Consider the following 22916-nt stretch of genomic DNA (forward strand, 5'->3'; position numbering starts at 1 on the left):
ATCCACCTTCCGAGCGGTCAAGAGCCGTATAAAACCATGGTACTTTCTAAAGATCTGTCTGTCAACTCAAACACCGAAACCGCTACTATTAAGGCGTTTCAAGAATCCGTAAGCACTTTTACTTACGAGGCAAACTTCAAGATCATTGGTAAGTGCGACCCGCAAAAATTGAGCTATCCGGGCGCATTCCGAAGAGTAGAAGGGAGTTTGCAGGATCTCGCGATCCATATCTCTAAAGGACATCCTTGGAAGCCTGCACTAACTGACGATGGAGCGCGGCGGGTGCAATTTCACTGCAATTTTGCAGAGATTTTAGGGGTTGATATCGACGCAGGGATGACGATCGAGGAGGCTTTAGATCATCCGTTTATTGGGCAATTCTGCGGACTTGCGATCGAATCCACTAGCTCGGCTCCAGAGCATAACAAATTCCGGCTTGTGTTTCGATTTGAGCAACCGTTAACTGATTGGCAGGACATCCGACTCTGCATTCAATTTTTGTTTGAAAAGATCGGCGCTGGAGACGAGGCTTGCAAAGATGCGTCACGATTCTTCTTTGGAGCCAAGGATCGAGAAGCTTTTCTCCTGAACGAGTCTGCAAGATTGCCTGGAGACTTTCTAGAGCAGGCGCGGAAGTGGCAAGCGGATCAAGAACGAGAAGCGCAGGAAGCCTACGATCGCGCTCAAGCAGCACGTAAGGCTTATCCAGAGTTTGAGGAGAAAGATCAATTTGATCTCGTTAGAGAGGCATTAACGTTTATCGATCCAAAGCTTAGTGTAGGTGATGGTCGCTACCCGGAATGCTTTCCTGTCTTGTGTGGGCTTGTACACGGATTAGGAGAGAGCGCGGCAATCCAGCTTTGTGAAGGGTGGTCGCCCTCAATTCGTGGGTGTTCTTGGGATGTTCCTAAGTTAGTCGAGAGTATCAGTAAAGGTCGCTCTGGAGTAACAGCAACGCTCGGAACAGTCTTCCATATCGCAAAACAACACGGCTTTAAGTTTCCATCCTACGAGACCCGCAAAGCTCAAACCCGCTACAACGAAGTGATCGAGGCAACCGCAGAAGTGCGACCGGAGAAGACATACAGCCAAGTCGAATGGAAGTGCCTTGAGACTGTTGATTTCAAGATCGGAGACTGGAAGAAATTCTACGTGGATGCGTCTGAAGAATGGCGCGTAGACAAGCTACAGGAACGAGCTAAGACCGACAAGACGATCAGGTTTTTAGGTGTGTTTGAGGGTAAAAAGGACGGCGTTAAAACGCTGCTGGCAAGCTTTGAAGAGTTTCAACCAAAAACGGACTTTGCCTTTGAGGTTGAAAAAGTCTTAAAAGCAGACAAGGGTGAAGGACTTGAAGGTGGATTTGTCCTCAAGGTTTTACGAGTCGAGGGATCGGAATTGGTACATAAGAGCGTTTTTATCCGATCTTCTGAAACCAATACGGTTAAAGATTTCAAAACAGCGCTACAGCGTGAATACGGCTCGATCCTGCCATGCACAATTTCTCATGACGAGCTACAGGAACTGCTTCAGAACCGAGAGGCAGTCTACAGACGGAACGGAGGGAGGACTTACCGACTTGCGCCACGAGTGGGTAAGCAGCATGACGGAACGTGGGTGTTTGAGGACTGCCAACTCAAACCAGATGGGACACCCACTACCGAAGCGGAATCACTTTGGGTATTCAATCAACTACTGGGTGAGACGGAAAAGATTCCGTCTCCTAAGATCGGATCTCCAGATCCAAAAGCGCTGAACCGCCTTGTTTTAGCAAGCAAAAAAACGTTTAGTGAAAAAGCGCATGGATTCGTGCTTTTGGAATGTGGCAAAGTGAGCGCGATCTCGCATAGAGATACTGTTATGTCACGCCTTGGGTACTTCCCCCAATCCTGGATCTTTGGAGAGAAAAACTCAGGCAAGACTTATGCAGCGACGATCGCCGTTTCAATGGTCGGGATGCACAAGTTTACGATTTCAAAGTTCACCGAATCGGTATTGTACGAGCGCGTCAAGTCTCTAGGATGCTTGGCTTTCTTGGTGGATGACCCTATTAAACCAGGGAAGAGACAGCCAGAGACACGGGAGCGTGTCGAGGATTTTCTTTGGAACAATTATGGCGGGGCTTCACGAGTGGTACGAGGTAACACGCAAACACCACACACCAGCGTTTTGTTTACCGGAAATGTTGCCGTAGGTGAGAATGCAGCAGCGCTAGAGTCACGGCTCATCAAGTGGGAGTTCCCAAAGGAGCAGATCGACAAGTCCAGTGAGGACGAAATGCAAGCGGCGATCGAGCAAGCGTCTAGCGGATTCTACAAGATTGCGGCGATCCAATACGATCACGAAGCTTTCAGAAGCATCGTTAAAAGACTGAACGGCTACATGCCGGATATCGATTCTCGTATTGTTGAAGCACTAGCGCTTAACATCTTCTTTACGCAAGAATTTTTGAAGTGTGCAAAGTACGAGTTTGATGTTTTTGAGTTCTGCGTGAAATACATCGTTCCCCAGATGGCGACTTACGATTCTACTAAGGACTCGCTAACGGACTTTCTTGAGAAGCTAGATCAATTGCAAGCCGAAAACCATGTAGGCGAATGGTGCATGAGAGAGGTTGTTACTCGCGAAGGCAAGAGATTTCTTGCTGTCTATTTGTCGATTGCGTGGGAGAAAGTTGAAAAGCACTACAATCCCAACTACTCAAGACAGGGCTTACAAGCGCTCATCGAAGCTGCTGGCGGTAAGATCAATCAAAATCAGAAGCTTGTTGCAAGCAGAACTGAATGGATGGAGTACCAAAAAGCGATCTCCCAATGGAATCAGCTATCACCACACGAAAGAAACGCAGGGGAACCACCCGCAAAACCTAAACCTACGGAGTCTCGGAAGTGTGCTTTGATTCCTGCAAGCCTGCTACCCTCAGAGCGATCCGAGGAGCCGACCGAAGCAGTACCAGAAGTGCAGGAATCAGACGACTGGACAAGCATCGAGGGTAGAGCGGCAGATCCCGGCAAGGTTGAACACGCACCATTATCGGATGGATGGCAACCAATAGAGGGTGATGCGATTCTTGTAATGGACGGAACTGAGTTGAGAGCGGCGACTGTCCTTGAAGTGCCGGGAGAGAACCCCTTTTGGAAGGTTGCTTTTGTGGACTCAGACAAACCCCTCATTTTATATAGCGTAGATGCAATGAGACCATACTCAGAGGTGGCAGCATGAACGCCTCTGATACCGTTTGGCTAACAAAAGCGCAAGCCCTAGATCGCACTCAAGTTTCTGAGTCAACTTTGGAGCGGTGGATCAAAGATGGATTTCTTCTTCCAGGTATCCATTACGGCGGGAAAGGTCAGCTACGCAGGTTTGACGCTGAAATGCTGGATGTCGCAATCCGATTCCAGAATGATTTGAAATCCCACGAACAAGCGATCTCCCTGAAGCGACAGCAAATCTTTGGACGAAAGAAAGCGTCCTAGCGAAAAAGCAAAAACTGAAATCGGCAGTTACCTAAAAAATCTGGGTAACTGCCGATTTTTCTTAGGTAACTGGCTGGAATGCCCGTACAGAGCAAGTTTTGAGTGTGTTTTGAGGGATAGTTACCGGGACATCTGGGGGTTAGTTACCTTCCCGTTACCGTGCCAAGGTAACTGCTCAGGCTTTTACGCAGCAAGCATTTCAGCCTCTAGTTACCTAAGTTACCCTGTTTTTGCAACAATAAGTGCCAACCTATAGGAAAGATCTAATCGAGGTCGGTCAATCGAGGCCTATTTGTCGATCCATAATATCGATCGCTCAATGTGCGAGGGGTATTCCCTGCGTACTCGGCGGCGGTGGCTAAATCCAGATTACCGCTACTTAACTCATGGCTCCAGCGGGTGTGGCGAGTCTTGTAGGGGCTACGATACTCAATCCCAAGTTTTTCTAGTGCGGGTTTCCAGTAGCTACGCCTAAAACTATCCCTACGTACTCTTAAGCCCTTGTGGGAGAGAAACACGGCATCTGAGGTAGCGTTTTTTCTCATCGCTTGCAGCATGGCTTGTAGCTTTGGAGGAATAGGAACATATCGATCCTTGCCTGTTTTAGTGTTTTTGATTTGGCGTGAGCGCAGATTATAGGACTGCTTGATCCAAACCTCAGAGCAATCATCATTTAAGGCACTCCAATCCAGGGCGGCGGCTTCACCGATGCGACACCCCACACCAAACAGGAATCGCACAAAGTTCTCATAATGATGTCCTTTGAACGCCTCTAAAATCTTTGCGATTTCTTCAGAAGAAAATGGCTTAGGTCGCTGCCTGTGTTCCGTCTCTACTTTTAGATCAAGCCAGGGATTTGCATGAGTGACGCCTTTCTTGATTGCCCATCGCCAAATCGCACGTAGTAGGGTGAGGTTCATATTCACGGTTTCGTTCTTCTGGGTGGCTTGAAGGTAGCGCACAAACGAGACTGCTTTTTTATCGGTGCAAGCCTCTACGGTGATCGAGCGTTGGAATTTAGCAAAATGATTACGGAGAGTACGATAGCGGTCTAACGAGGTTGTCTGATCCTCCTTGAAATGAGCGGCAATATATTGATCGATCAAAACTTCAGCCGAGATCGATTCGGGTCGGCTTGAGCTTTGCTTGTATTTCTTGAGAGAGTAGTCAAAATTCCCACTAGCGATGTCTAGCTCGATTTGCCTTGCAAGCCTTTCCGCTACAGAACGATTTATCCCATTTGCAGATCCAATGGACACTGTGAATCGTTTCTGCCGTCCTACTTCATCGAAATACGACCATCGCAGCCTGTAGCGGTTATCAACGACCTCGATCGCGACATTTCCTTTAGGTGTCCTTGTGCCCATCGCCTGAAAACTCCGTACCAGTTTCGTACCAATTTTAGAAGAACGGCGACGACTTCTGAGGCTTCCAGACGCTACCCGTTGAGAATGGATCGGAGGCAGAAACATAGATTAAATCTCTGAAACATCCGGCGCAGAAGCGTTTTTAAGGATATTGAATAAAAGAATTTTGCTTACTTACTTTCTCGCAATCGTTGAGAATGATAAACTGAGAGCCTTAATTTGAATTACCTATGCCACAAGTCGAATTCAAAACATTAGTAACTTCAGTTCGGGCTGGAACACATCTTGCAAGTTTTCCGACCGACACTGTTCCTGCATTAGCCGTAAGACCCGATCGAGCCGAGCTAATCTATGTCGCTAAACAACGCAGCCTTGATAAGCCTTTGATTTTGATAGCAAGTGAAATCGAAGAACTTTGGAACTATGTAAAAGGCAGCGATTGGGAATTAGAAATCTGGAATTCGATCGCACAAAAATACCTACCCGGTGCATTAACGTTAGTGCTTCCGGCAAACGATCTCGTTCCTGCTGCGATGAATCCGAGCGATCCGACCACGATCGGCGTTCGAGTTCCGAATCATACGATCGCACGGCAAATTCTCGCACAAACTGGAGCATTGGCAACGACGAGCGCGAATCGATCCGGGCAGCCTGCATTACTGTCAATGAGCGCGATCGCAACAGAGTTTCCGGGGGTGTTAGTGTTAGATGCCCAGTCTGAAGAAATGGCTTCGGGTACTCCTTCAACGGTGGCAAAATGGACGGGCGAGGGATGGAAGATTCTGCGGCAAGGTGCGATCGATCTGCAAGCTTAACTTGACATGAGTTTGACAGACAGAATTCGCTTCGATGCTGAATCCGGGTTGCCCCCTAAATCCCCTATGAATGCTACCGTGTACACACAAGTTGTAACTCGCTGCATTTGAGTCGGCTTCAGCCCCCTAAATCCCCCATGAATGGGGGACTTTGAATGAAAGAAGTGGGCTTGAAGTCCCCCACACGTGGGGGATTTAGGGGGCAAGCAGTCGCTCAAGCCGCAGCGAGAAAACTCGTCGAACTTACGTTAACTTGACATACTCACTGCTCCTTCGAGGCAACAATTCTTGACGGAACAGTTTGATACGGCTAATCGCGCGGATTATAAACTCAACGACGGGGTTTGCAGACTCGATGCAGCCATTAGCAGCATCAATCACATCAAGTATCAATTAAGTATCAAGAATTGCGAGTTATCCGGATATGGACTTCTTCACCATCTTGCTCTCAAGCTTACTCGGCATCCTTTCCCCAACCGGAATCGTAGTCGATCGCATCGCCGAATCTCAAATCCGCAAACCACTCGTTGCCGCAGAACAGCTTCAGGTGCGAGTCGATAATGCTCCGAGTTACCAAATTATTCAAGGTCGCGCCGATCGTGTTCGCATTGCTGGACGAGGACTTTTCCCAATTCAGGAACTCCGCATCGATACGTTAGAAGTCGAAACCGATCCGGTCTCGCTACAACTCAGAAGCCATAAACTTGCAAAACCGTTGCAAGCAGGCGTTCGCGTGGTTCTCACCCAAGCAGATATCAATCGCGCTTTACGATCGCCCTTTGTCACCGCTCGGCTCCGCAATCTCGGACTTCAGCTCCTGCGGCGGCAAGCAAGACAGATCGAGCGTTACGACTTTCTCAATCCCCAACTGACCCTACTGCCACAAAACCGAATCCGGTTTCAAATTGAACTCCAAGAGCAAAGCGATCCCGCGAAGCTTAAAATCGTCGCCGAAGCCGAACCGCAAATCGTTTCAGGTCGATCGCTGCAACTAAGCAATCTCAAAGTCTGGGCAAACAATCAACCGAGTCCCGAACCTGTGACCCGCGCCATCGAAGCGCGAATTCGCGATCGTACCGATTTACGCCAGCTCGAAGCCTCAAACATTACCGCCCGCATTCTCAACCTGAAGCTCGAATCCTCTCGGTTAGAGGTTGCCAGCTTTGTGCAGATTCGCAACCAGCAAAAAAAAGAAGCAAGATAAACCTTGCTCCCTCCTCTCAGCCTGCCAAACCTGTGATTTAGCCGAAACGACCGCTGACATAAGCTTGAGTCGCTTGTTCTTGCGGATTTTGGAAAATTCGCTCCGTGCGCTCGTATTCCACAATGTATCCGGTTCTTTGTCCTTTCGAGTTCGCTTCTACGTTGAAAAATGCGGTGTAATCTGATGCACGAGACGCTTGCTGCATATTGTGCGTCACAATCACGATCGTATATTTCTCTTTTAATTGTTGCAGCAGGTCTTCAACCTTCAGCGTCGAAATCGGGTCAAGTGCCGAACAAGGCTCGTCCATCAAAATGACTTCGGGCTGCACCGCGATCGCTCGCGCAATACATAAACGCTGCTGCTGACCTCCAGATAGGTCAGTTCCGTAAGCCTTGAGCTTATCTTTCACATCATCCCAGAGTGCCGCTTGCTTGAGCGATCGTTCCACCAACTCATCCATATCGCCCTTGAACCCAAGCAACCGAGGCCCAAACGCAATATTGTCATAAATGGTCTTGGGAAATGGGTTCGGCTTTTGGAACACCATGCCGATCTGCCGCCGCACTTCGACCGGATCAATCTCAGGCGCATAGAGATCTTGATTGTGATAATAAATCTTGCCGTCGGTGCGGAACGAATTGATCAAATCATTTAATCGATTGAAGCAGCGAATCACCGTACTCTTACCGCAGCCCGAAGGCCCAATAAAAGCGGTGACAGCGTTTTTGGGGATCTCGATCGACACATCTCGCACCGCCAAAAAGTCGCCGTAGTAAATGTTAAGGTTTTCAGTGCGAAAGACGCTTTCGGTTTGACGAACGTCCTGAACTTTAGAAGTCATAAAGTGAATAGAGGAATAAGGGATCGAAGCGGTAAAAAGACTTATCGACGTTTAATCACCATGCGCGACAAGATGCTTGTGATTAAAACCAACAAAACTAAGACTAATGAGCCTGCCCAAGCAAGCTCTTGTTGCGCTTTAAACGGAGACGTAGCAAAGTCAAACACTAACCGTGACATCGTTGCTGTCGGTTGCCACAAGGTTGTATTCCAGAATCGGTTGAAAGAAGCCGTAAACAGCACAGGAGCCGTTTCGCCCGCAGCTCGTGCTAATGCTAGCAAAATTCCGGTGACGATCGCCGGAGTCGCCGACGGCAGAACAATCTTCAAAGTCGTTTGCAGGCGAGTTGAACCTAGTCCAATCGCCGCTTGACGAAATTCATTCGGCACAGCTTCGAGCGCTTCAGTTGCCGTTCTGACGATCGTCGGCAACATCAACACCGCCAGCGCAAACCCACCTGCCACCGCCGAGAATGTCCCCGTCCGCAGCACCACAACCGCATACGCAAACGCCCCAATGACGATCGACGGCACACCGCTCAAGACGTTCGTTAAGAAGTTCACGGTCTCCGCTAACTTCGTGTCTCGTCCAAACTCAGACAAGTAAATTGCCCCAATAATTCCAAACGGAATCGCCATCAATGAGGCAATGCCAACGGTCAACAACGTTCCCAAGAACGCATTGCCGAATCCTCCACCTGCCAGTCCGGGAGCCGGGGGCAATTCCAAAAAGACGCTAGGCGTGAGTCGAGAAGCGCCGTTAATCAGCACATAAATCATCACCGCCGCTAGGGGAATCAGCGCCAACCCTGCACACAAGAACGCCACAATGGTCATGGCGGAAGAAAACAGGGTTCGGGCAGAACCGGGCGATCGTTTTAAGCTGCGTCCTGATGTCGCAAATTCTGGAGAAGTCATACAAGTTCTTATCTCACTTTGATCGTAGCGCCTAAAGCTTCATGCTGAATCGGCGAACGACAATTTCCGCTAACACATTTACAACCAGCGTTAAGGCAAACAAAATCAGCGCGGCGTACATCAATGATGCCACTTGCAGCCCACTCGCTTCCGCAAATTGGTTCGCTAACAGCGAAGCCACCGTCGAACCTTGAGACAAAATCGAGAGCGATCGGATCGAATCGACGTTACCAATTACCATTGTCACTGCCATCGTCTCACCCATTGCCCGACCGAGTGCCAACATAATGCCACCGACAATTCCAGAAAACGCGGCAGGCAGCAATACTCTAAAAATTGTCTCCCATCGGGTTGCACCTAATCCATAAGCAGCTTGGCGCAATTCCGACGGAACCGCTACCAGCGCATCCCGCGAAATCGCTGCAATAATCGGCAAAATCATGATTGCCAAAATGATCCCTGCTGCATAGATCCCAGGCCCTGCGGGAGCTGTACTGAAGATCGGAATCCAGCCCAGCGTCGAATTCAACCATATTCCAAACGGGCGTAGCACCGGGATCAGCACGAAAATGCCCCACAATCCGTACACCACGCTCGGAATTGCTGCTAGAAGTTCAACCATAAAGACGATCGGCTGCTTTACACGCGGCGGTAAAAAGTCCTCGCTCAAAAATAGCGCCACTCCAATGCCAACAGGCACCGCCAGTAACAGTGCCAAAAACGAAGTCACCAGCGTTCCATAAATCTGAGTCAGTGCGCCAAACACTTCATCATTGACGCTCCATCGGCTCGTAACGAGAAACGCAAACCCAAATTTCTGAATTGCCGGGATCGCATCCGTTCCGACTCGACCTGCGATCGCTAATAACAACACCCCAACGCCAACCGCAAACGCAGCCGTCAACCAAATAAACCCGTTATCGATCAAGCGAGACGCAGGTGTACGTCTCCAAGACATTCGCGATGATCGCTCCGCAGGCGCAGCCATAAAAACCGTTTTACAGAAAGTGATAAAAACAATACCATGCGATCGTGCACTGGCTAGAGAGCCATTTGTTCTCTCTAGCCAATCACCGCAACTACTTCGTTGCCGCAACCTTGATTGAATCTAATGCGGAAGCCGCCTTTGTCGACACATCTTCCGGCAGAGGAATGAACCCTAATTCATTAGTAAAGGCTTTGCCGTCTGTGTAAGCCCATCTGATGAAATCGTTAAACGCCTTTGCTTTAGCAGGGTCTTTCGGATTTTCGTATAGCAGTAGGTAAGTCAAGCCGGCGATCGGGTAGGCATCTTTGCCCTCTGGATCAGGAACCTTCATCGCAAAGTCAGCCGGAACGCTCGCGCCGGAGAATGCTTTAGCCGCAGCCTCAGGAGTCGGGGCAATGAATGCACCCGATTTATTCTGCAAACTTGCAGCCGTTACATTATTTTGCTTTGCAAAAGAATACTCAATATATCCAACCGCGCCTGGGGTCTGCTGAATCTGGGCAGTCACACCCTCATTGCCTTTACCGCCAGTTCCGGTCGGCCACTCCACGGATTTACCTGAACCTGCTTTCCAATTCGGGCAGGCTTTGGCAACGTGCGAGGTGAAAATTGCTGTTGTGCCACTGCCATCGGAGCGGTGAACAAAGGTCAGCGGCTGACTGGGAGCATTCGGGTTATCTTTTTTGATTTTCGGGTCGTCCCAAGATTTGATCGAGCCATCGACAATGCCGCAGAGCGCTTCGCGCGACAGCTTTAGATCCGCCAACCCAGGCACGTTGTATCCCATGACGATAAACAACCCTGTCGAGGGAACCTGAACCGCTTTGCCACGTTCTGCCGGAACTTTTGTTCGATCCTCGTCTTTTAGCGGGTCGTCAGAGGCTCCAAAATCAACGGTTTGATCGATGAACCGCTTCACGCCTGCACCGCTACCCACAGAGTCATAGCTGATTTGGACACCTGGGTTTTGCTTGTTATATTCCTGGAACCAGCGTTGGTACAGCAGACTCGGAGCCGTCGCTCCCGCTCCGTTGATCGAGACTGCTGCTCCTGCATTGGGAGCCGAAGCAGTTGGAGCAGTGGGACTGCTGCCCGTAGCGCCCTGAGGTGTGGTCGTAGTTTGAGGGGAACAGGCTGCTACGCCCATCATCAGGGCTGCAATCGAGGAGAAAGACAGACCCAAATGGATTCTTTGTTGAAAAAACGCCATAAAAATAAAACGCAAGGCAACGTGTGTAGGTATTCTCACAGAGTACACCTACAGACTTAAGGCAAGGTTAAGAAAAGAAGTTTTCTCTCCTAACACCTAGCTGATTGTTGCCTGCGCTACAGACAGAAGCGAGAGATCTTAAAAAAAATGAATCCTACTCGTTCCTGCATAAACTCGTTTGTTCTAGAACAGCGCACTAGCACTGATTCCTATCTTCTAGGGTCGTCATTCTGTAACGGTTTGTCAACTTTGTGAGAAAAAATCTTTCAATTCTTACCATTGAAAACGTTTCATCACGAATTACACGGATGCTTCGATAGAAATTTACAGGGCAAATGATAGAAATTCCTGTTTTTACAGGTAGACGAATGGCGGTAACTGTGCTTCTCAATTCAGAATGAGTTTAGTATAATACTCTCAAAACAAGAGTTCGGCGACGGCTGTTGGGTTGCATTGATGTTCTGCTCGATCGGCTTTCTCCGAGTTCGCCCCTCACAAGAATGGTTTGGAGAGTAACGTGACTATTTATATTGGAAACTTGTCCTTCCAGGCAACCGAAGAGGATCTCAAAGAAGTGTTTGCTGAGTACGGCACAGTCAGCCGAGTGAGCCTTCCGACAGACCGAGAAACGGGCAGAAAACGGGGATTCGCTTTTGTCGAGATGGCAGAAGATGCTCAAGAAGATGCGGCGATCGCTGAGCTAGATGGTGCAGAATGGCTGGGTCGAGAACTTAAAGTGAATAAAGCGAAGCCGCGAGAGTCGCGGGCAGGCGCAGCCGGGGGTGGCAAGAGCTTTAGCAAAAACAATTACTAAGGAAGTATGAAGGCGGGCAGGTTCAAGATCCTGTCCGCTTTCTTGCTTTCTGGGTGACTAGCGTTTAGCGTTGACCTAAGAATCGCCCAGCCATGCCCATGACATCACCGACATCGACATCGCCGTCGCGATCTGCATCGAGAAAGGTATTCAGCACTGGGTTTCCACCGCCCGATTGAGCGCCCTGCTGCATCGAGCCGCTTTGCAGGAGATTGAGAACCAGCGGCACAAGCACGGGCAGCATTGACTGAATCATGCCTGGGTTCAGTCCAGTTTGTTGTGCAATATTTTCAGACACCTGCTGCTGGGCAGCCCCTGGGAAGAGCGTGTTAACGGCTTGAGGATTACTGCCGAGTCCCGCAAATTGACTGACCAAGTTTTGCACCTGAGCATTGCCTTGAGTGGCTTGCGTTTGCTGCAAGGACGATCGCACATGCCCACCGAGCAACGACATTACCGTCTGGGTGAGATTTGGATCGAGTCCTTGATTGCCTGCGACTTGCTGAGCAACACCTAAAATGCTGCCGAGTTGGTTAGTAGAGGCTTGCTGCTGGGGATTAGAGACAGCGCTGACGATTTGATCAAAAAGGCTCATAGTTTTTGCGTTTTAGAATTTTGAAAGTATCGACGTTTTGAAGATAGAAAATCTTGCTCAGAAATTCAACTGACGATCGTTCAGGTTGCTTATCGATAAGAGGCAGATCCGCCACAATAGAGAAAAGTCGCTCTAAGTAAAAGTCATGCGCCTATCTCGACTGATTACGCTGGTTGTCGGTATTGCGGTGATCCTGGGACTGGTGATCTGGCTAATCGACTCGATCACGCGATTAAGTTGGGCGATCGCAAATCCATTTCTGGCGAATCTGGTAATTTTTCTGGTAATTGTGCTGCTGGCGGTTTTGATTGCAGCCTTTACCTATTATTTTTTCTGGTTGCCAAATCAAACCAAACGCCGCAGGCGGGCAATTCCTAAGGTTTCAGAAGTCAAAACAGAAGCGGCACAAGAGAATTTACAAGCAGTTCGGCAGCAGGTCGCGCAGATTCAGGATGAGATTGCACGACGAGAATTGATGTTGCGATCGAAGCTGATTGAACAAGATTTAGCGCGAGGGGAATTTCGGCTTGTGGTGTTTGGGACGGGATCAGCCGGGAAAACTTCCCTGATTAATGCGCTCATGGGGCAGATTGTCGGGGAAGTGGGCGCACCGATGGGCACAACGGAAGCAGGCGCAACGCATCGATTGAAGTTAAGCGGAGTCGATCGAGAGATCATCATCACGGATACCCCTGGAATTCTGGAAGCGGGAGTCGTAGGAACGGAGCGAGAAACGATCGCACGACGATTGGCGACTGAAGCGGATTTGATTCTTTTTGTGCTGGATAACGACTTGCGGCAGTCGGAGTATGAACCCTTGCAGGCGTTAACGCAAATTGGCAAGCGATCGATCCTGGTTCTCAACAAAGCAGATCTCTACACCGAGGAAGATTTAGAGGCAATTTTGGCGCGGTTACGGCAGCGAGTACGCGGGACGGTAGCATTCGAGGATGTTGTGGCGATCGCGGCAAATCCTCCAGCGATGCGGACCGAAACCGGAGAGTGGCTCTATCCTGACCCGGAAATGACAGCGCTGATTGATCGCATTGCCCAGATTCTACGGACTGAGGGCGAAGATCTGCTGGCGGACAATATTCTGATTCAGTCGCAGCGTTTAGGCGAAGAAGCACGGCGATTGATTGATGAGCAACGACGCAGACAAGCAGAGAAATTAGTCGATCGCTATCAGTGGATCGGAGCCGGGGTGATTGCTGGGACACCAATCCCAGTCATTGATTTGCTGGCAACAGCGGCGGTAAATGCTCAGATGGTGGTTGAAATTGGGCGAATTTATGGGTGTGAGATTACGATCGACCATGCGCGGGAGATGGCGATTTCACTTGCAAAAACGCTGGTAGGATTGGGGATTGTTCGAGGTGCGATCGAGGTTGTGACCACTGCGATGCAATTCAGTGTTGCAGGCTTCATTGCGGGTCGAGCCATTCAAGGGGTGAGCGCTGCCTATCTAACGCGCATTGCAGGTCGGAGCTTTATCGAATATTTCCGCAATGCTCAGAACTGGGGCGATGGTGGCATCTCAGAAGTAGTGCAGAAGCAGTTCCAACTCAATCGGCGCGATGAGTTTATCAAAGCGTTTATGCAAGAGGCAGTGACGCGAGTGATTCGACCGTTGCAGCTTGAGATGAAAGCAGAAGCACCAGAACCTTTAGAAGAATTAAGAATGCCAGAGTACGAGGAAATTCCGCGATCGTCCGAAGATACGATCGACGATTGGAAATAATTTAGAAGAACAAGGGCGGGATTACTTCGATCGGAGCCGGAAGCATTTCCCCGCGAAAATCGAGCAATTGAACCAGCAACAAGTAACCCACACCCAGCACCAGAGAGATAATTCCGGTCAGCACTGCAACAAATTTTGAACGAGTCATAAACGAGGAAAGATACGCTTCTAACCAAAGTTTACAAAATTTCGCGGAGGGACGATCGCAAAAATTACTGCGGCGGGAATGATAGGAGGTGGTTAAATGGCTACTCAGTAGAGCTTGGAGTACCTATGGATTCTGCTGTTGCAACTCGCCTTCAACTTCCAGTTATTGAACGTTTGATCGCGCTTCAAACCTACGAACTCGGTAAAATCTACCGCACTGGGTTCTGGATGAATAAGAAGGTGCCTTCTCTGAACTCCGTCAGTCTCACCGTATACGAGGGTGAAACATTTGGGTTGCTCGGACAGAATGGAGCCGGAAAAACAACCTTGCTCAAAACGCTATTGGGAATCGTGCGTCCCTCATCAGGGCGGGCCACTTTGCTAGGCGCTTCTCTTGGCGATCGCACCGTGAAGCAACGCATTGGCTATCTCCCCGAAAATCCCTATTTTTATGACTATCTCACAGGCTGGGAGGTGCTGAATTTCGCCGGAGATTTATTTGGAATTGAGCGATCGCAACAGCGCAAACGAATTCCTGAACTGCTCGATCTCGTCGGTTTAGCTCAGTCTGCTGCGAAGAAAAAACAATTGCGGCAATACTCAAAAGGAATGCTGCAACGCATTGGAATGGCGCAAGCATTGATCAACAATCCAGATTTGGTGTTTCTGGACGAGCCGATGTCAGGACTCGATCCGCTGGGACGTTACCAAATGCGTGAGATTATTTTGTCGCTCAAATCACAGGGCAAAACAATTTTCTTTAACAGCCATGTGCTGTCGGATGTGGAGAAGATTTGCGATCGCGTGGCGCTGCTGGCAAAAGGCGAACTGATTGCAATCGGCTCGATGCAAGAGCTTCTTGGAACGGCTGAGCAGTATCGCGTTTCGGTCAAAGGCGGAAAACCAGAAATGCTGCATCAATGGATTCCAGATTTGGAACTTCAAGATGGACTGTGGACAGGAAATCTTCAGGGCGAACCTCAAGATTTCCTAGGCAGTTTGCGCTTGATGAATGGGCAACTGATTTCGATCGATCTGGCGCGTCCTTCGCTTGAAGAATTTTTTGTGAATCAGATAAGAGCGCGGGGAATTCAGGCAAGTAGCTAAGCTTCAGTCGCTCCTGACAAGTACCGTTCTACAATCTGAACAATTCTTTCAGAAGCCAAACCATCTCCGAACGGACTGACAGCATTTGCCATCGTTTGATAAGCGATCGAACTACTCAACAGTTCACCCGCTTCCTTCAAAATATTGTCCGCGTTTGTTCCAATCAACTTAGCAGTCCCTGCCATGATTGCCTCTGGTCGCTCAGTTGTCTCCCGCAGCACCAAAACAGGCTTACCTAAACTTGGTGCCTCTTCTTGAATTCCACCCGAATCTGTTAGCAATAAATAACATCGCTGCATCGCGCCGACCAGATCTGTATAGTCAAGCGGTTCAGTTAAAAACACTCGTGGGTGATCGCCGAGAATTGCAGTTAACGGCTCTCGAACGGTCGGATTGCGGTGTAACGGCAGCAGCAACGCCGTATCTTCAAACTGAGTTAAAACTTTGAGAAACCCTTGAGCAATATCTTCGAGCGGTTGTCCCCAGTTTTCACGACGATGCACCGTTGCCAAAATCGTGCGGTACTTCGACCAATCCAACCCGGGAATCTCGCAAGGAGGATGTCGATCGGCAACCGTTAACAGCGCGTCGATCACCGTATTTCCGGTTTGATGAATCTCACGCAACACCCCCGATCGCTGCAAATTTTCCACGGAAAGCGAGGTCGGTGCAAAATGAAGCTGAGCGATTTGCGAAACTAATCGTCGATTTGCCTCTTCCGGATATGGATTAAAAATATTCTCCGTTCGCAATCCTGCTTCAACGTGAGCGATCGGGATTTTTTGATAAAACGCTGCCAGTGCTGCCGCAAATGCGGTCGTCGTATCTCCCTGCACTAAAACCATTCGCGGCTGAAGCCTCTGAAATAACTCTTCTAATCCCCGCAGTGCCCAACAGGTAATATCTGTCAGCGTTTGCTTTGGCTGCATGATCGCCAGATCGTGCTGTGCAGACAAATCGAACAATTGCATCACTTGATCCACCATCTCGCGATGCTGACCCGTCAGAACGACCTGCGTATCAAACACAGGCGATCGCCCAAACGCTTGAATTACCGGAGCCATCTTGATTGCTTCGGGGCGCGTTCCCACAATCACACAGATCGGAATCGGTAACTTTAGCATGGGAACTCACTCAACTCAGCAAAACTTTACTTAGCGGTATTCGACTTAGATAGGGCTTAAAGAGATAAGACTTAAGAATCCGGAGTCGATCGTCCACTCATCATAATTCGGGAACTGCGATTAAAACATATAAAGAAGTGTAAAGTAAACACTCATAAAAAAGCCCGACCAAAGTCGGGCGTGTCAGACCAGTTCACCGAATGATATTGATGCGAAGCTTATTCGCTGAGTTCACAAGTTAAGGGGCAAGACGCATACACCGAAGTATGCAACGGGTTTTCTTTACCATTCAACCAGCGCAGAAACTCAACTTCTTGAGGATGAATGCCTTTTGCCGTCAACCATGCTGCCGCAAACATAATCCCAAAAGCATGAACGCCAATCACGAGCGCCGATACAAACAGAATCGAGCTAAAAGGCAGAATTGCATTCAATGCAAATGCGGCGACAGCACTTACTGAAACGACTAAAACAAACACCGGAAAACCAATCACAATCATGCAGACAGTCAGTGTAAAGACCCAGATTAAGAAGCTTTTCAAGGTAAACAAGATATGAGAATTTTCCAGGCTTTGACTGTTTGCCAGGGTCATCACTTTACTCCTAAAGATAAGGTTTATTGAAAATGCGAAAACTTTTTCGGTGCGGCTTAACTAACCGCTCTTATGAAAGTCAGTATAGGGAAAAGATTAGAAATGGTGAATAGTAATTAAAGAAAGTTTAAACAACGAATTAATCTATGACGCTCATTGAGTTTAATCACTGATTTTTGCTCTCATCTCGCCCTGAAAATAAATACTTAGCAGAAGGAAGTTTGATCGAACCAGTTAGAGCGCTGCTTTTGCCTGGAAGATCGCGTTATTTAGTCGATCTCTCTGGGAACTATTACGGAGTCAGGGTTGCATCGTGTTTGAAGACTAGGAATTTTACGAATCTTCTCACCGTAAAATTCATCCGCATCCAAATCCGAGTTGTAGCCCTGCATACGATGGATCTCGTTTGCAGGCTTTTTCTATGGCAGCGCACACCCCCAAGATTTTCACATTAGCGAGTCAAGCAACGCTGTTATGTCTGGCGCTAACACTCGCCTCAAGTTCAGGCTCAGCACAAACGACACCCGCAGAAATACGCAAGCTGGTAACGACAGAACAATCCGCCGTAGATCTCAAAAAGCGCGGCAAGCCCACGATCGCAGCCCTGATCGCCCTTGCTCAGAACGAGAAAGAACCGCAACGATCGCGCTTGTTTGCAATTGCCAGGTTGGGTGAGCTGAACGCCAAAGCTGCAACTCCAGTTTTCATCGAAGCGATCAGTAGTTCATCTAAAGAAATTCGGCTTGCCGCTTTAGCTGCGCTTTCAAAAGTAGAAAATCCCGAAAAAAGCGCGATTCCAGCCTTGATGATTGCACTTAAAGACAAAGATGCCGACATTCGTATCGGTGCGACACAAGCCATTAGCAAGTTTGGCAGTGCAGCAAAGGAAGCCGTCCCAGATTTAACTGCCGCGCTTGAAGATCCAAATCGCACTGTTCGGATTAAAGCGATTAACGTGATCGCAGAGATTGGAGCCGATGCTAAACCTGCAATTCCTGCGCTCACCGATGCGCTGAATGCAGCGGAAAGAGACATACGACTAGCGGCGATCGTTGCCCTCAGTAAGCTAGGCGCAGATGCTAAATCAGCAGTGCCCATCTTGGCGCAGTTGCTAGCCGACCCAGATGCAGAAATTCGGATGACCACTGCATCGACTTTAGGGGCGTTTGCAGGAGAGGCAAGTGCAGCCGTTCCGCAACTGAGAAGCACTTTGCAGCATCCCGATCGCAAAACTCGATTGTTTGCAGCACTAGCATTAGGGCGAATTGGCGCAGCGGCAGGCGCAGCGGTTCCGGAACTGACTTATCTGCTCAAAGATCTGGATAAAGATGTCCGCTCTAGTGCGGCAACTGCGCTGGGGCGGATCGGAATGAATGCACGATCGGCGCTGCCAAAGTTAGTTAATGCACTCAAAGATGAGGATTCAGGAGTGCGGATCAACGCCGCAGTATCCGTGGGACGATTGGCAGGGGTATTGCAGGATAAAGCGGCAAAGCTATCTGCTTCCGAGCTAGTTGCGGCTTACAGCACTCTCGAATCAGCATTGCCTATTCTGGGAAACCCGCAAGCTCAGTTTAACGAAGAAGTTACCGCTACTGTGCGTCGATCGCTCAACGTTCTTAAGAACGAAAAGGATTCGCGGCTATTCGAGCGGGTGTTTGAGTGGTCACAGGCGAATCCCGCAGCCGCATTGATCGCGCTTTATCTGTTATCGATGCCATCGCTGTGGCTCACTGTATTACTCGTTCGTCCCCTATGGTTACTTAAATTAAATAATGCACTACAACCTTACACGGATTTTGAGATTGCGAGTCCTTTAGGCGGCAGTATTAAAATTCCATTGCGGTTCGTGTTGTTTATTGGTTGGTTGCATTATCACCCGCGAGTGTTAGATGCGTGGGTGAAGCAGCAGATTAACGTTGCACGGGAGGCATTTGCTCACAAAAGCACGGTCAGCGATCGCAAGGTGTATATTCCAATTCCGGTGGTGATGGACGGCAACGCGATCGCAGAACTGAGCAGCCATGATTTACACACAACGTTTTGGGACGGGCGGCAGTGCTTGTTAATCTGGGGCGAGGGTGGAGTCGGAAAAACGAGCCTCGCCTGTCACTTGGCAAAATGGGCAATGTCAGACGATCCGGATGAGCGCTTAAGTCGGCATCGAATGCTGCCTGTTCTGATCGAGCAGGAACTAGATTTCAAGCTACCCGAAGAGAAGAGTCCGTTCCGTGAGGCAATTCGGGGACAACTGCAAGCCTTGATTGATGCCGCCGATCCACTCTGCGATAAATTTTTAGAGAAATTGCTGAGACAGCGACGAATTTTGGTAATTGTCGATCGACTATCTGAACTGAGCGAAGAAACACGCCAGCAAATCCGCCCCGGACATCCTGACTTTCCAGCCAACGCTTTGGTTGTCACCTCGCGGGTTGAAGAAACCTTAGACGAGGTTCCCAAAACAACCGTGAAGCCCCTACGGATCGAAGGAAATCGCTTGTCTTCATTTCTGGAAGCGTATTTGAATCAACGCCACAAGCGGGAATTATTCACAGATGCCGAATACTTTGATGCGTGTAGTCAACTATCGAGAATGGTAGGACAGCGTAATATCACCGTTCTACTGGCAAAGCTTTACGCAGAGCAGATGATCGCGAAAAAAGAAGGCAGTGAGGGCGTTCTACCGGATAATATTCCGGACTTGATGCTGAGTTATCTCAACGAGCTGAATCGCGATGCAGCAGAAGATGAGCCAGATAATCTCACGGTGCATGAAGACACAAAAATTATTGCTTGGGAATGCCTGAAGCATTTTTATCGTCCGGCTCCAGCGAAACGCGAAGCAATTCTGGATGCGCTGCAAGCTCAAACTGAGGCAGACGAAGAGACCGTAAAAGCAAGGCTCAGGCACCTGGAAAAACGATTGCGAATTGTCCATGCGATCGGCCCTGCCCAAGATCAAATCACATTTTCTCTTGACCCGCTAGCCGAGTGTTTAGCCGCGCTGCATTTAGTAGAACAATATCAGAACGATCGCACGGCGTGGAGTACCTGGTTGATGCAGGCAGATACCATGCCGGGTGCGCCGGACACGATTCAAGGATTCTTGCTGGCGATGCGGGATTGTTGCTTAACGCGGAGTACCGAGATTGATGTGCCGGATTTTGTTCTCGAAGAACTGGGGCAGCGAGTCGGGCTGAGCGCGGAGGTGTTGCGTAAATCTCAGATCGAGCAACGACTGAGACGCTTAACGCCAATGCTTTCAACCGGAGAGGCGATCGCGCGGATTGAAGCGATCCGAGAGCTTGGAGAACTGGGTACGGCATCGAAAAATGTGTTGCCTGCGCTAATTCGGGAGTTTCAGGATCGCGATTGGTGCATCCGGCGGGAAGTGGCACGGACGATCGGGAACATCGGTCCTGAAGCGCGAACTGCAATTCCCGCTTTGGTAGAACGCTTACGCGACGAGGATCGACGAGTCAGCGGAGAAGCGATTGCAACGCTGGGTAAGCTCGGTATTAGCTCACTTCCAGCTTTGATTAGCGCTCTGGACTCGAAAGTGGCTTATGTTCGGAGCAGCGCCGCTTGGGTTTTAGCGAGTTTTAATGCCGCAGCAAAGCCAGCAATCCCTGCCTTGATTGCTGCGCTTAAGGATGAAGATTGGCAAGTTCGATGGGTGGCAGCTTATGCCCTCGGTTGTATCGGGCCAGACGCGAAATCTGCCATTCCCGCGTTGATTGAGTCGTTTCGAGGCGAATATGAGTTGGTTAGCAAGGAAGCTAGTCGGACACTGTGGCGCATTAGCGGCGAAGCAGAAGTCATCGTGGCAGCGCTGGGAGGGACAAGCCAAGGGCACGATCGCAACTAAACCTCGCATTCGCTGTAAGAGTAGGGAGAGATATAAAGTGGGACAAGCTTCTCTATCCAATCCTGTAAACCTGTGACTGATCTAGAGCTAATCTTCTTGTAACAAAGTTGTTATAAAACTGATAAAAACAATAATTAAATTCCTCCTTCGGTGCATAGGTAAATCAAGCGAGAGGGTTTAGAATTCAGGGATAAATTGCTATTCCTGAGCTACTCCTGTGTCAGTTACACGGTTTCTCCGCAAAAATGGCTTGATGCGTCGTCAATCTTTCCTTGCCGTGATGGTTTTCCCGGACGAAGCTTCTGTTTTTCAAGCCTACCGCCTGCTCCATTATCACGGCATTTCCCCTGAACACCTTGCGATCGTCGGTACAGGTTACAGCAATCCCGAAAGCGTCGGCCTGATGAAGCCGATGCAGCTTGCCGTTCGCAAAGCACGGCTTCTGAGTGTGACCCTTGGGACGATCGGCGCGATCACAGGACTGCTATTTGTCGTTGCAGGTCACATGGGCTGGTTGAGCATTCCAGAGCTGCAAAATCCTTTATTAATTCCGGCGTTGTCGATCGTCAGTGGCTTTTTAGGGGCAGTGATTGGAGCGCTGTTTGGATTGTTTGGAGAGGGGACGACTGCCAGTATTTATCGTCACCATCTCGATCGTGGTCAGTATTTGCTGATGATCGAAGGCTCAGAGCGGTTGGTACGGTGGGGACAGGAGATTTTGAGCCATTACTCGACTTCTAGCAGTCTGTACTAATGTCGGCAGCGTTTGATCGAGCGATGATGCAGCGCTGCTTGGAGTTGGCGCGAACTGCGATCGGGCGGACAGCGCCGAATCCGATGGTAGGCTGCGTTATTGTGGCGGATGAAGAAGAAATTGTTGGGGAAGGGTTTCATCCGAAAGCGGGAGAGCCACATGCAGAAGTGTTTGCGCTGAGACAGGCGGGAGCGAGATCGCAAGGAGCAACGCTATACGTCAATCTGGAGCCTTGTAATCATTACGGCAGAACGCCGCCTTGCTCGGAAGCCGTAGTTGAAGCGGGAATTCGGCGTGTAGTGGTTGGTATGGTTGATCCGAATCCAAAGGTCGCAGGCAGCGGAATTGCGACTTTAAAACAGGCAGGGATTGAAGTGAGTGTCGGGGTTGAGGAAGCGGATTGTCAGACGCTGAATGAGGCGTTTGTGCATCGAATCTTGCGGCATCGTCCGTTTGGCATTCTCAAATATGCAATGACGCTGGATGGCAAGATTGCCGCAACTAGCGGACATAGCAGTTGGGTGACAGGTGAAGCATCGCGACATCGGGTTCATCAACTCAGAACAATGTGTGACGTGATCGTCATCGGCGGCAATACGGTTCGTAAAGATAATCCGCAGTTGACGACACACGGACTCTCTCAACATCAACCACTGCGGGTCGTGATGAGTCGAACTCTCAATCTGCCGCTGAAAGCGAATCTTTGGAATACAGAGAGTGCATCGACGATCGTATTCACTCAGTTGAACGCCGACCAAGCTGTTCAAACAAATCTTATCCAACAGGGTGTTGAGGTCGTGAATTTAGAGGAGTTAACGCCTGATGCGGTGATGATGCAGTTGTACGATCGCGGCTTGAATACGGTGCTGTGGGAATGTGGGGGTATATTAGCAGCTCAGGCGATTGCACAAGGCTGTGTACAAAAAGTTTGGGCGTTTGTGGCACCGAAAATTATTGGCGGAAGCGATGCCCCAACGCCGATCGGAGATTTAGGTTTAGAGAAGATGACGGACGCGATTCAGTTAGCGCGAGTGAGGTGGCAAACGATCGAGTCGGATTTATTGATTGAAGGGTATTTAGGCGAGAACGGCTAAGCGATCGGAGGCCAAGTCACGAATTAAATTCACTCGTGAATGGAGATAGCTTGAGAGGAGTTTCATTTCTTCAGAGTTGAGCGGTTGTTGAATGCTGAACTGCCTGAGAAGAGACTGAACAAGATGAGCATCATCAAGGTTTAGAAGATGTGTGGCTTGAGTCGCTTCAACGATTGCCCAGATTTGGCGGAGAAGAGTTGGATTCATAAGAACGAAGGGTGAGGTTCTTTTACGATACTGAATCTGCCCAGAAGTAGG

General features: G+C 49.3%; 20 protein-coding genes. 10 read left to right on the forward strand and 10 right to left on the reverse strand.

The window, feature by feature from the left end; all coding sequences use genetic code 11:
* The first annotated feature begins 36 nt into the window (after positions 1–36).
* Positions 37–3222, forward strand: coding sequence for a hypothetical protein (locus tag NC980_RS08870; protein WP_190375490.1), 3186 nt, complete (start codon positions 37–39; stop codon positions 3220–3222).
* Positions 3219–3476 carry a hypothetical protein gene (locus NC980_RS08875; RefSeq protein ID WP_190375491.1) on the forward strand — a complete coding sequence of 86 codons (258 nt, stop codon included), beginning with the start codon at positions 3219–3221 and terminating at the stop codon, positions 3474–3476. Before NC980_RS08870 ends, NC980_RS08875 begins: the two co-directional genes overlap by 4 nt.
* 263 nt (positions 3477–3739) lie before the next feature.
* Here the strand turns inward: NC980_RS08875 and NC980_RS08880 are convergent, their stop codons facing one another.
* A complete protein-coding gene (locus NC980_RS08880; RefSeq protein ID WP_190375492.1) occupies positions 3740–4948 on the reverse strand; it encodes a tyrosine-type recombinase/integrase in 1209 nt (402 codons plus the stop codon).
* Between the two features lie 125 nt (positions 4949–5073).
* On the opposite strand from NC980_RS08880, the gene NC980_RS08885 reads away from it, so the two are divergent.
* Together NC980_RS08885 and NC980_RS08890 are read left to right on the forward strand one after the other, a co-directional pair.
* Complete coding sequence (locus NC980_RS08885) at positions 5074–5658, forward strand: L-threonylcarbamoyladenylate synthase (protein WP_190375493.1); 585 nt, start codon at positions 5074–5076, stop codon at positions 5656–5658.
* 424 nt (positions 5659–6082) lie between these two features.
* Positions 6083–6862, forward strand: a complete 780-nt coding sequence (locus NC980_RS08890; RefSeq protein ID WP_190375494.1) for a DUF2993 domain-containing protein — start codon at positions 6083–6085, stop codon at positions 6860–6862.
* A gap of 37 nt (positions 6863–6899) precedes the next feature.
* Here NC980_RS08890 and pstB read toward each other — a convergent pair whose 3' ends face one another.
* The 4 genes from pstB to pstS all read right to left on the reverse strand — a co-directional run bounded on the left by pstB (position 6900) and on the right by pstS (position 10821).
* Positions 6900–7706 (reverse strand): phosphate ABC transporter ATP-binding protein PstB, encoded by an 807-nt coding sequence (gene pstB, locus NC980_RS08895; RefSeq protein WP_190375495.1) that lies wholly within the window; start codon positions 7704–7706, stop codon positions 6900–6902.
* Positions 7707–7747: 41 nt separating this feature from the next.
* Positions 7748–8623: a phosphate ABC transporter permease PstA gene (gene pstA, locus NC980_RS08900; RefSeq protein ID WP_190375496.1), complete on the reverse strand. Its 876-nt coding sequence runs from the start codon at positions 8621–8623 to the stop codon at positions 7748–7750.
* 31 nt (positions 8624–8654) lie between these two features.
* Complete coding sequence (gene pstC / locus NC980_RS08905) at positions 8655–9611, reverse strand: phosphate ABC transporter permease subunit PstC (protein WP_190375497.1); 957 nt, start codon at positions 9609–9611, stop codon at positions 8655–8657.
* Positions 9612–9702: 91 nt separating this feature from the next.
* Complete coding sequence (pstS, locus tag NC980_RS08910; RefSeq protein WP_190375498.1) at positions 9703–10821, reverse strand: phosphate ABC transporter substrate-binding protein PstS; 1119 nt, start codon at positions 10819–10821, stop codon at positions 9703–9705.
* A 517-nt stretch (positions 10822–11338) separates the two neighbouring features.
* On the opposite strand from pstS, the gene NC980_RS08915 reads away from it, so the two are divergent.
* The gene (locus NC980_RS08915; RefSeq protein WP_190375499.1) at positions 11339–11635 is read left to right on the forward strand and encodes an RNA-binding protein; all 297 of its coding nucleotides are present in this window, start codon (positions 11339–11341) and stop codon (positions 11633–11635) included.
* A gap of 64 nt (positions 11636–11699) precedes the next feature.
* Here NC980_RS08915 and NC980_RS08920 read toward each other — a convergent pair whose 3' ends face one another.
* Positions 11700–12230 (reverse strand): DUF937 domain-containing protein, encoded by a 531-nt coding sequence (locus NC980_RS08920; RefSeq protein ID WP_190375500.1) that lies wholly within the window; start codon positions 12228–12230, stop codon positions 11700–11702.
* A gap of 145 nt (positions 12231–12375) precedes the next feature.
* On the opposite strand from NC980_RS08920, the gene NC980_RS08925 reads away from it, so the two are divergent.
* Positions 12376–13971 (forward strand): DUF697 domain-containing protein, encoded by a 1596-nt coding sequence (locus tag NC980_RS08925; RefSeq protein ID WP_190375501.1) that lies wholly within the window; start codon positions 12376–12378, stop codon positions 13969–13971.
* 1 nt (position 13972) lies between these two features.
* On the opposite strand, the gene NC980_RS08930 is transcribed toward NC980_RS08925, so the two are convergent.
* The gene (locus NC980_RS08930) at positions 13973–14119 is read right to left on the reverse strand and encodes a hypothetical protein (RefSeq protein ID WP_190375502.1); all 147 of its coding nucleotides are present in this window, start codon (positions 14117–14119) and stop codon (positions 13973–13975) included.
* Between the two features lie 125 nt (positions 14120–14244).
* Between NC980_RS08930 and NC980_RS08935 the strand changes: the two genes are divergently transcribed.
* Positions 14245–15225 carry an ABC transporter ATP-binding protein gene (locus NC980_RS08935; RefSeq protein WP_190375503.1) on the forward strand — a complete coding sequence of 327 codons (981 nt, stop codon included), beginning with the start codon at positions 14245–14247 and terminating at the stop codon, positions 15223–15225.
* On the opposite strand, the gene wecB is transcribed toward NC980_RS08935, so the two are convergent.
* Both wecB and NC980_RS08945 read right to left on the reverse strand, forming a co-directional pair.
* The gene (wecB, locus tag NC980_RS08940; RefSeq protein ID WP_190375504.1) at positions 15222–16349 is read right to left on the reverse strand and encodes a UDP-N-acetylglucosamine 2-epimerase (non-hydrolyzing); all 1128 of its coding nucleotides are present in this window, start codon (positions 16347–16349) and stop codon (positions 15222–15224) included. The genes NC980_RS08935 and wecB overlap by 4 nt on opposite strands.
* Before the next feature lie 218 nt (positions 16350–16567).
* Positions 16568–16942 carry a hypothetical protein gene (locus NC980_RS08945; RefSeq protein ID WP_190375505.1) on the reverse strand — a complete coding sequence of 125 codons (375 nt, stop codon included), beginning with the start codon at positions 16940–16942 and terminating at the stop codon, positions 16568–16570.
* 421 nt (positions 16943–17363) lie between these two features.
* Here NC980_RS08945 and NC980_RS08950 point away from each other — a divergent pair, with 421 nt between their 5' ends.
* The 3 genes from NC980_RS08950 (at position 17364) to ribD (ending at position 22658) form a co-directional block, all read left to right on the forward strand.
* Positions 17364–20810 (forward strand): HEAT repeat domain-containing protein, encoded by a 3447-nt coding sequence (locus NC980_RS08950; protein WP_190375506.1) that lies wholly within the window; start codon positions 17364–17366, stop codon positions 20808–20810.
* A 217-nt stretch (positions 20811–21027) separates the two neighbouring features.
* Positions 21028–21564 (forward strand): hypothetical protein, encoded by a 537-nt coding sequence (locus NC980_RS08955; RefSeq protein ID WP_190375507.1) that lies wholly within the window; start codon positions 21028–21030, stop codon positions 21562–21564.
* Positions 21564–22658 carry a bifunctional diaminohydroxyphosphoribosylaminopyrimidine deaminase/5-amino-6-(5-phosphoribosylamino)uracil reductase RibD gene (gene ribD, locus NC980_RS08960; RefSeq protein ID WP_190375508.1) on the forward strand — a complete coding sequence of 365 codons (1095 nt, stop codon included), beginning with the start codon at positions 21564–21566 and terminating at the stop codon, positions 22656–22658. Before NC980_RS08955 ends, ribD begins: the two co-directional genes overlap by 1 nt.
* Here ribD and NC980_RS08965 read toward each other — a convergent pair.
* On the reverse strand, positions 22641–22865 hold the full coding sequence (locus NC980_RS08965) for a hypothetical protein (protein WP_190375509.1): 225 nt from the start codon (positions 22863–22865) through the stop codon (positions 22641–22643). The two genes, ribD and NC980_RS08965, sit on opposite strands and share 18 nt — an antisense overlap.
* Between the last annotated feature and the right edge of the window lie 51 nt (positions 22866–22916).

The organism is Leptolyngbya sp. AS-A5 (assembly GCF_039962495.1).
GTDB lineage: Bacteria > Cyanobacteriota > Cyanobacteriia > Leptolyngbyales > Leptolyngbyaceae > Leptolyngbya.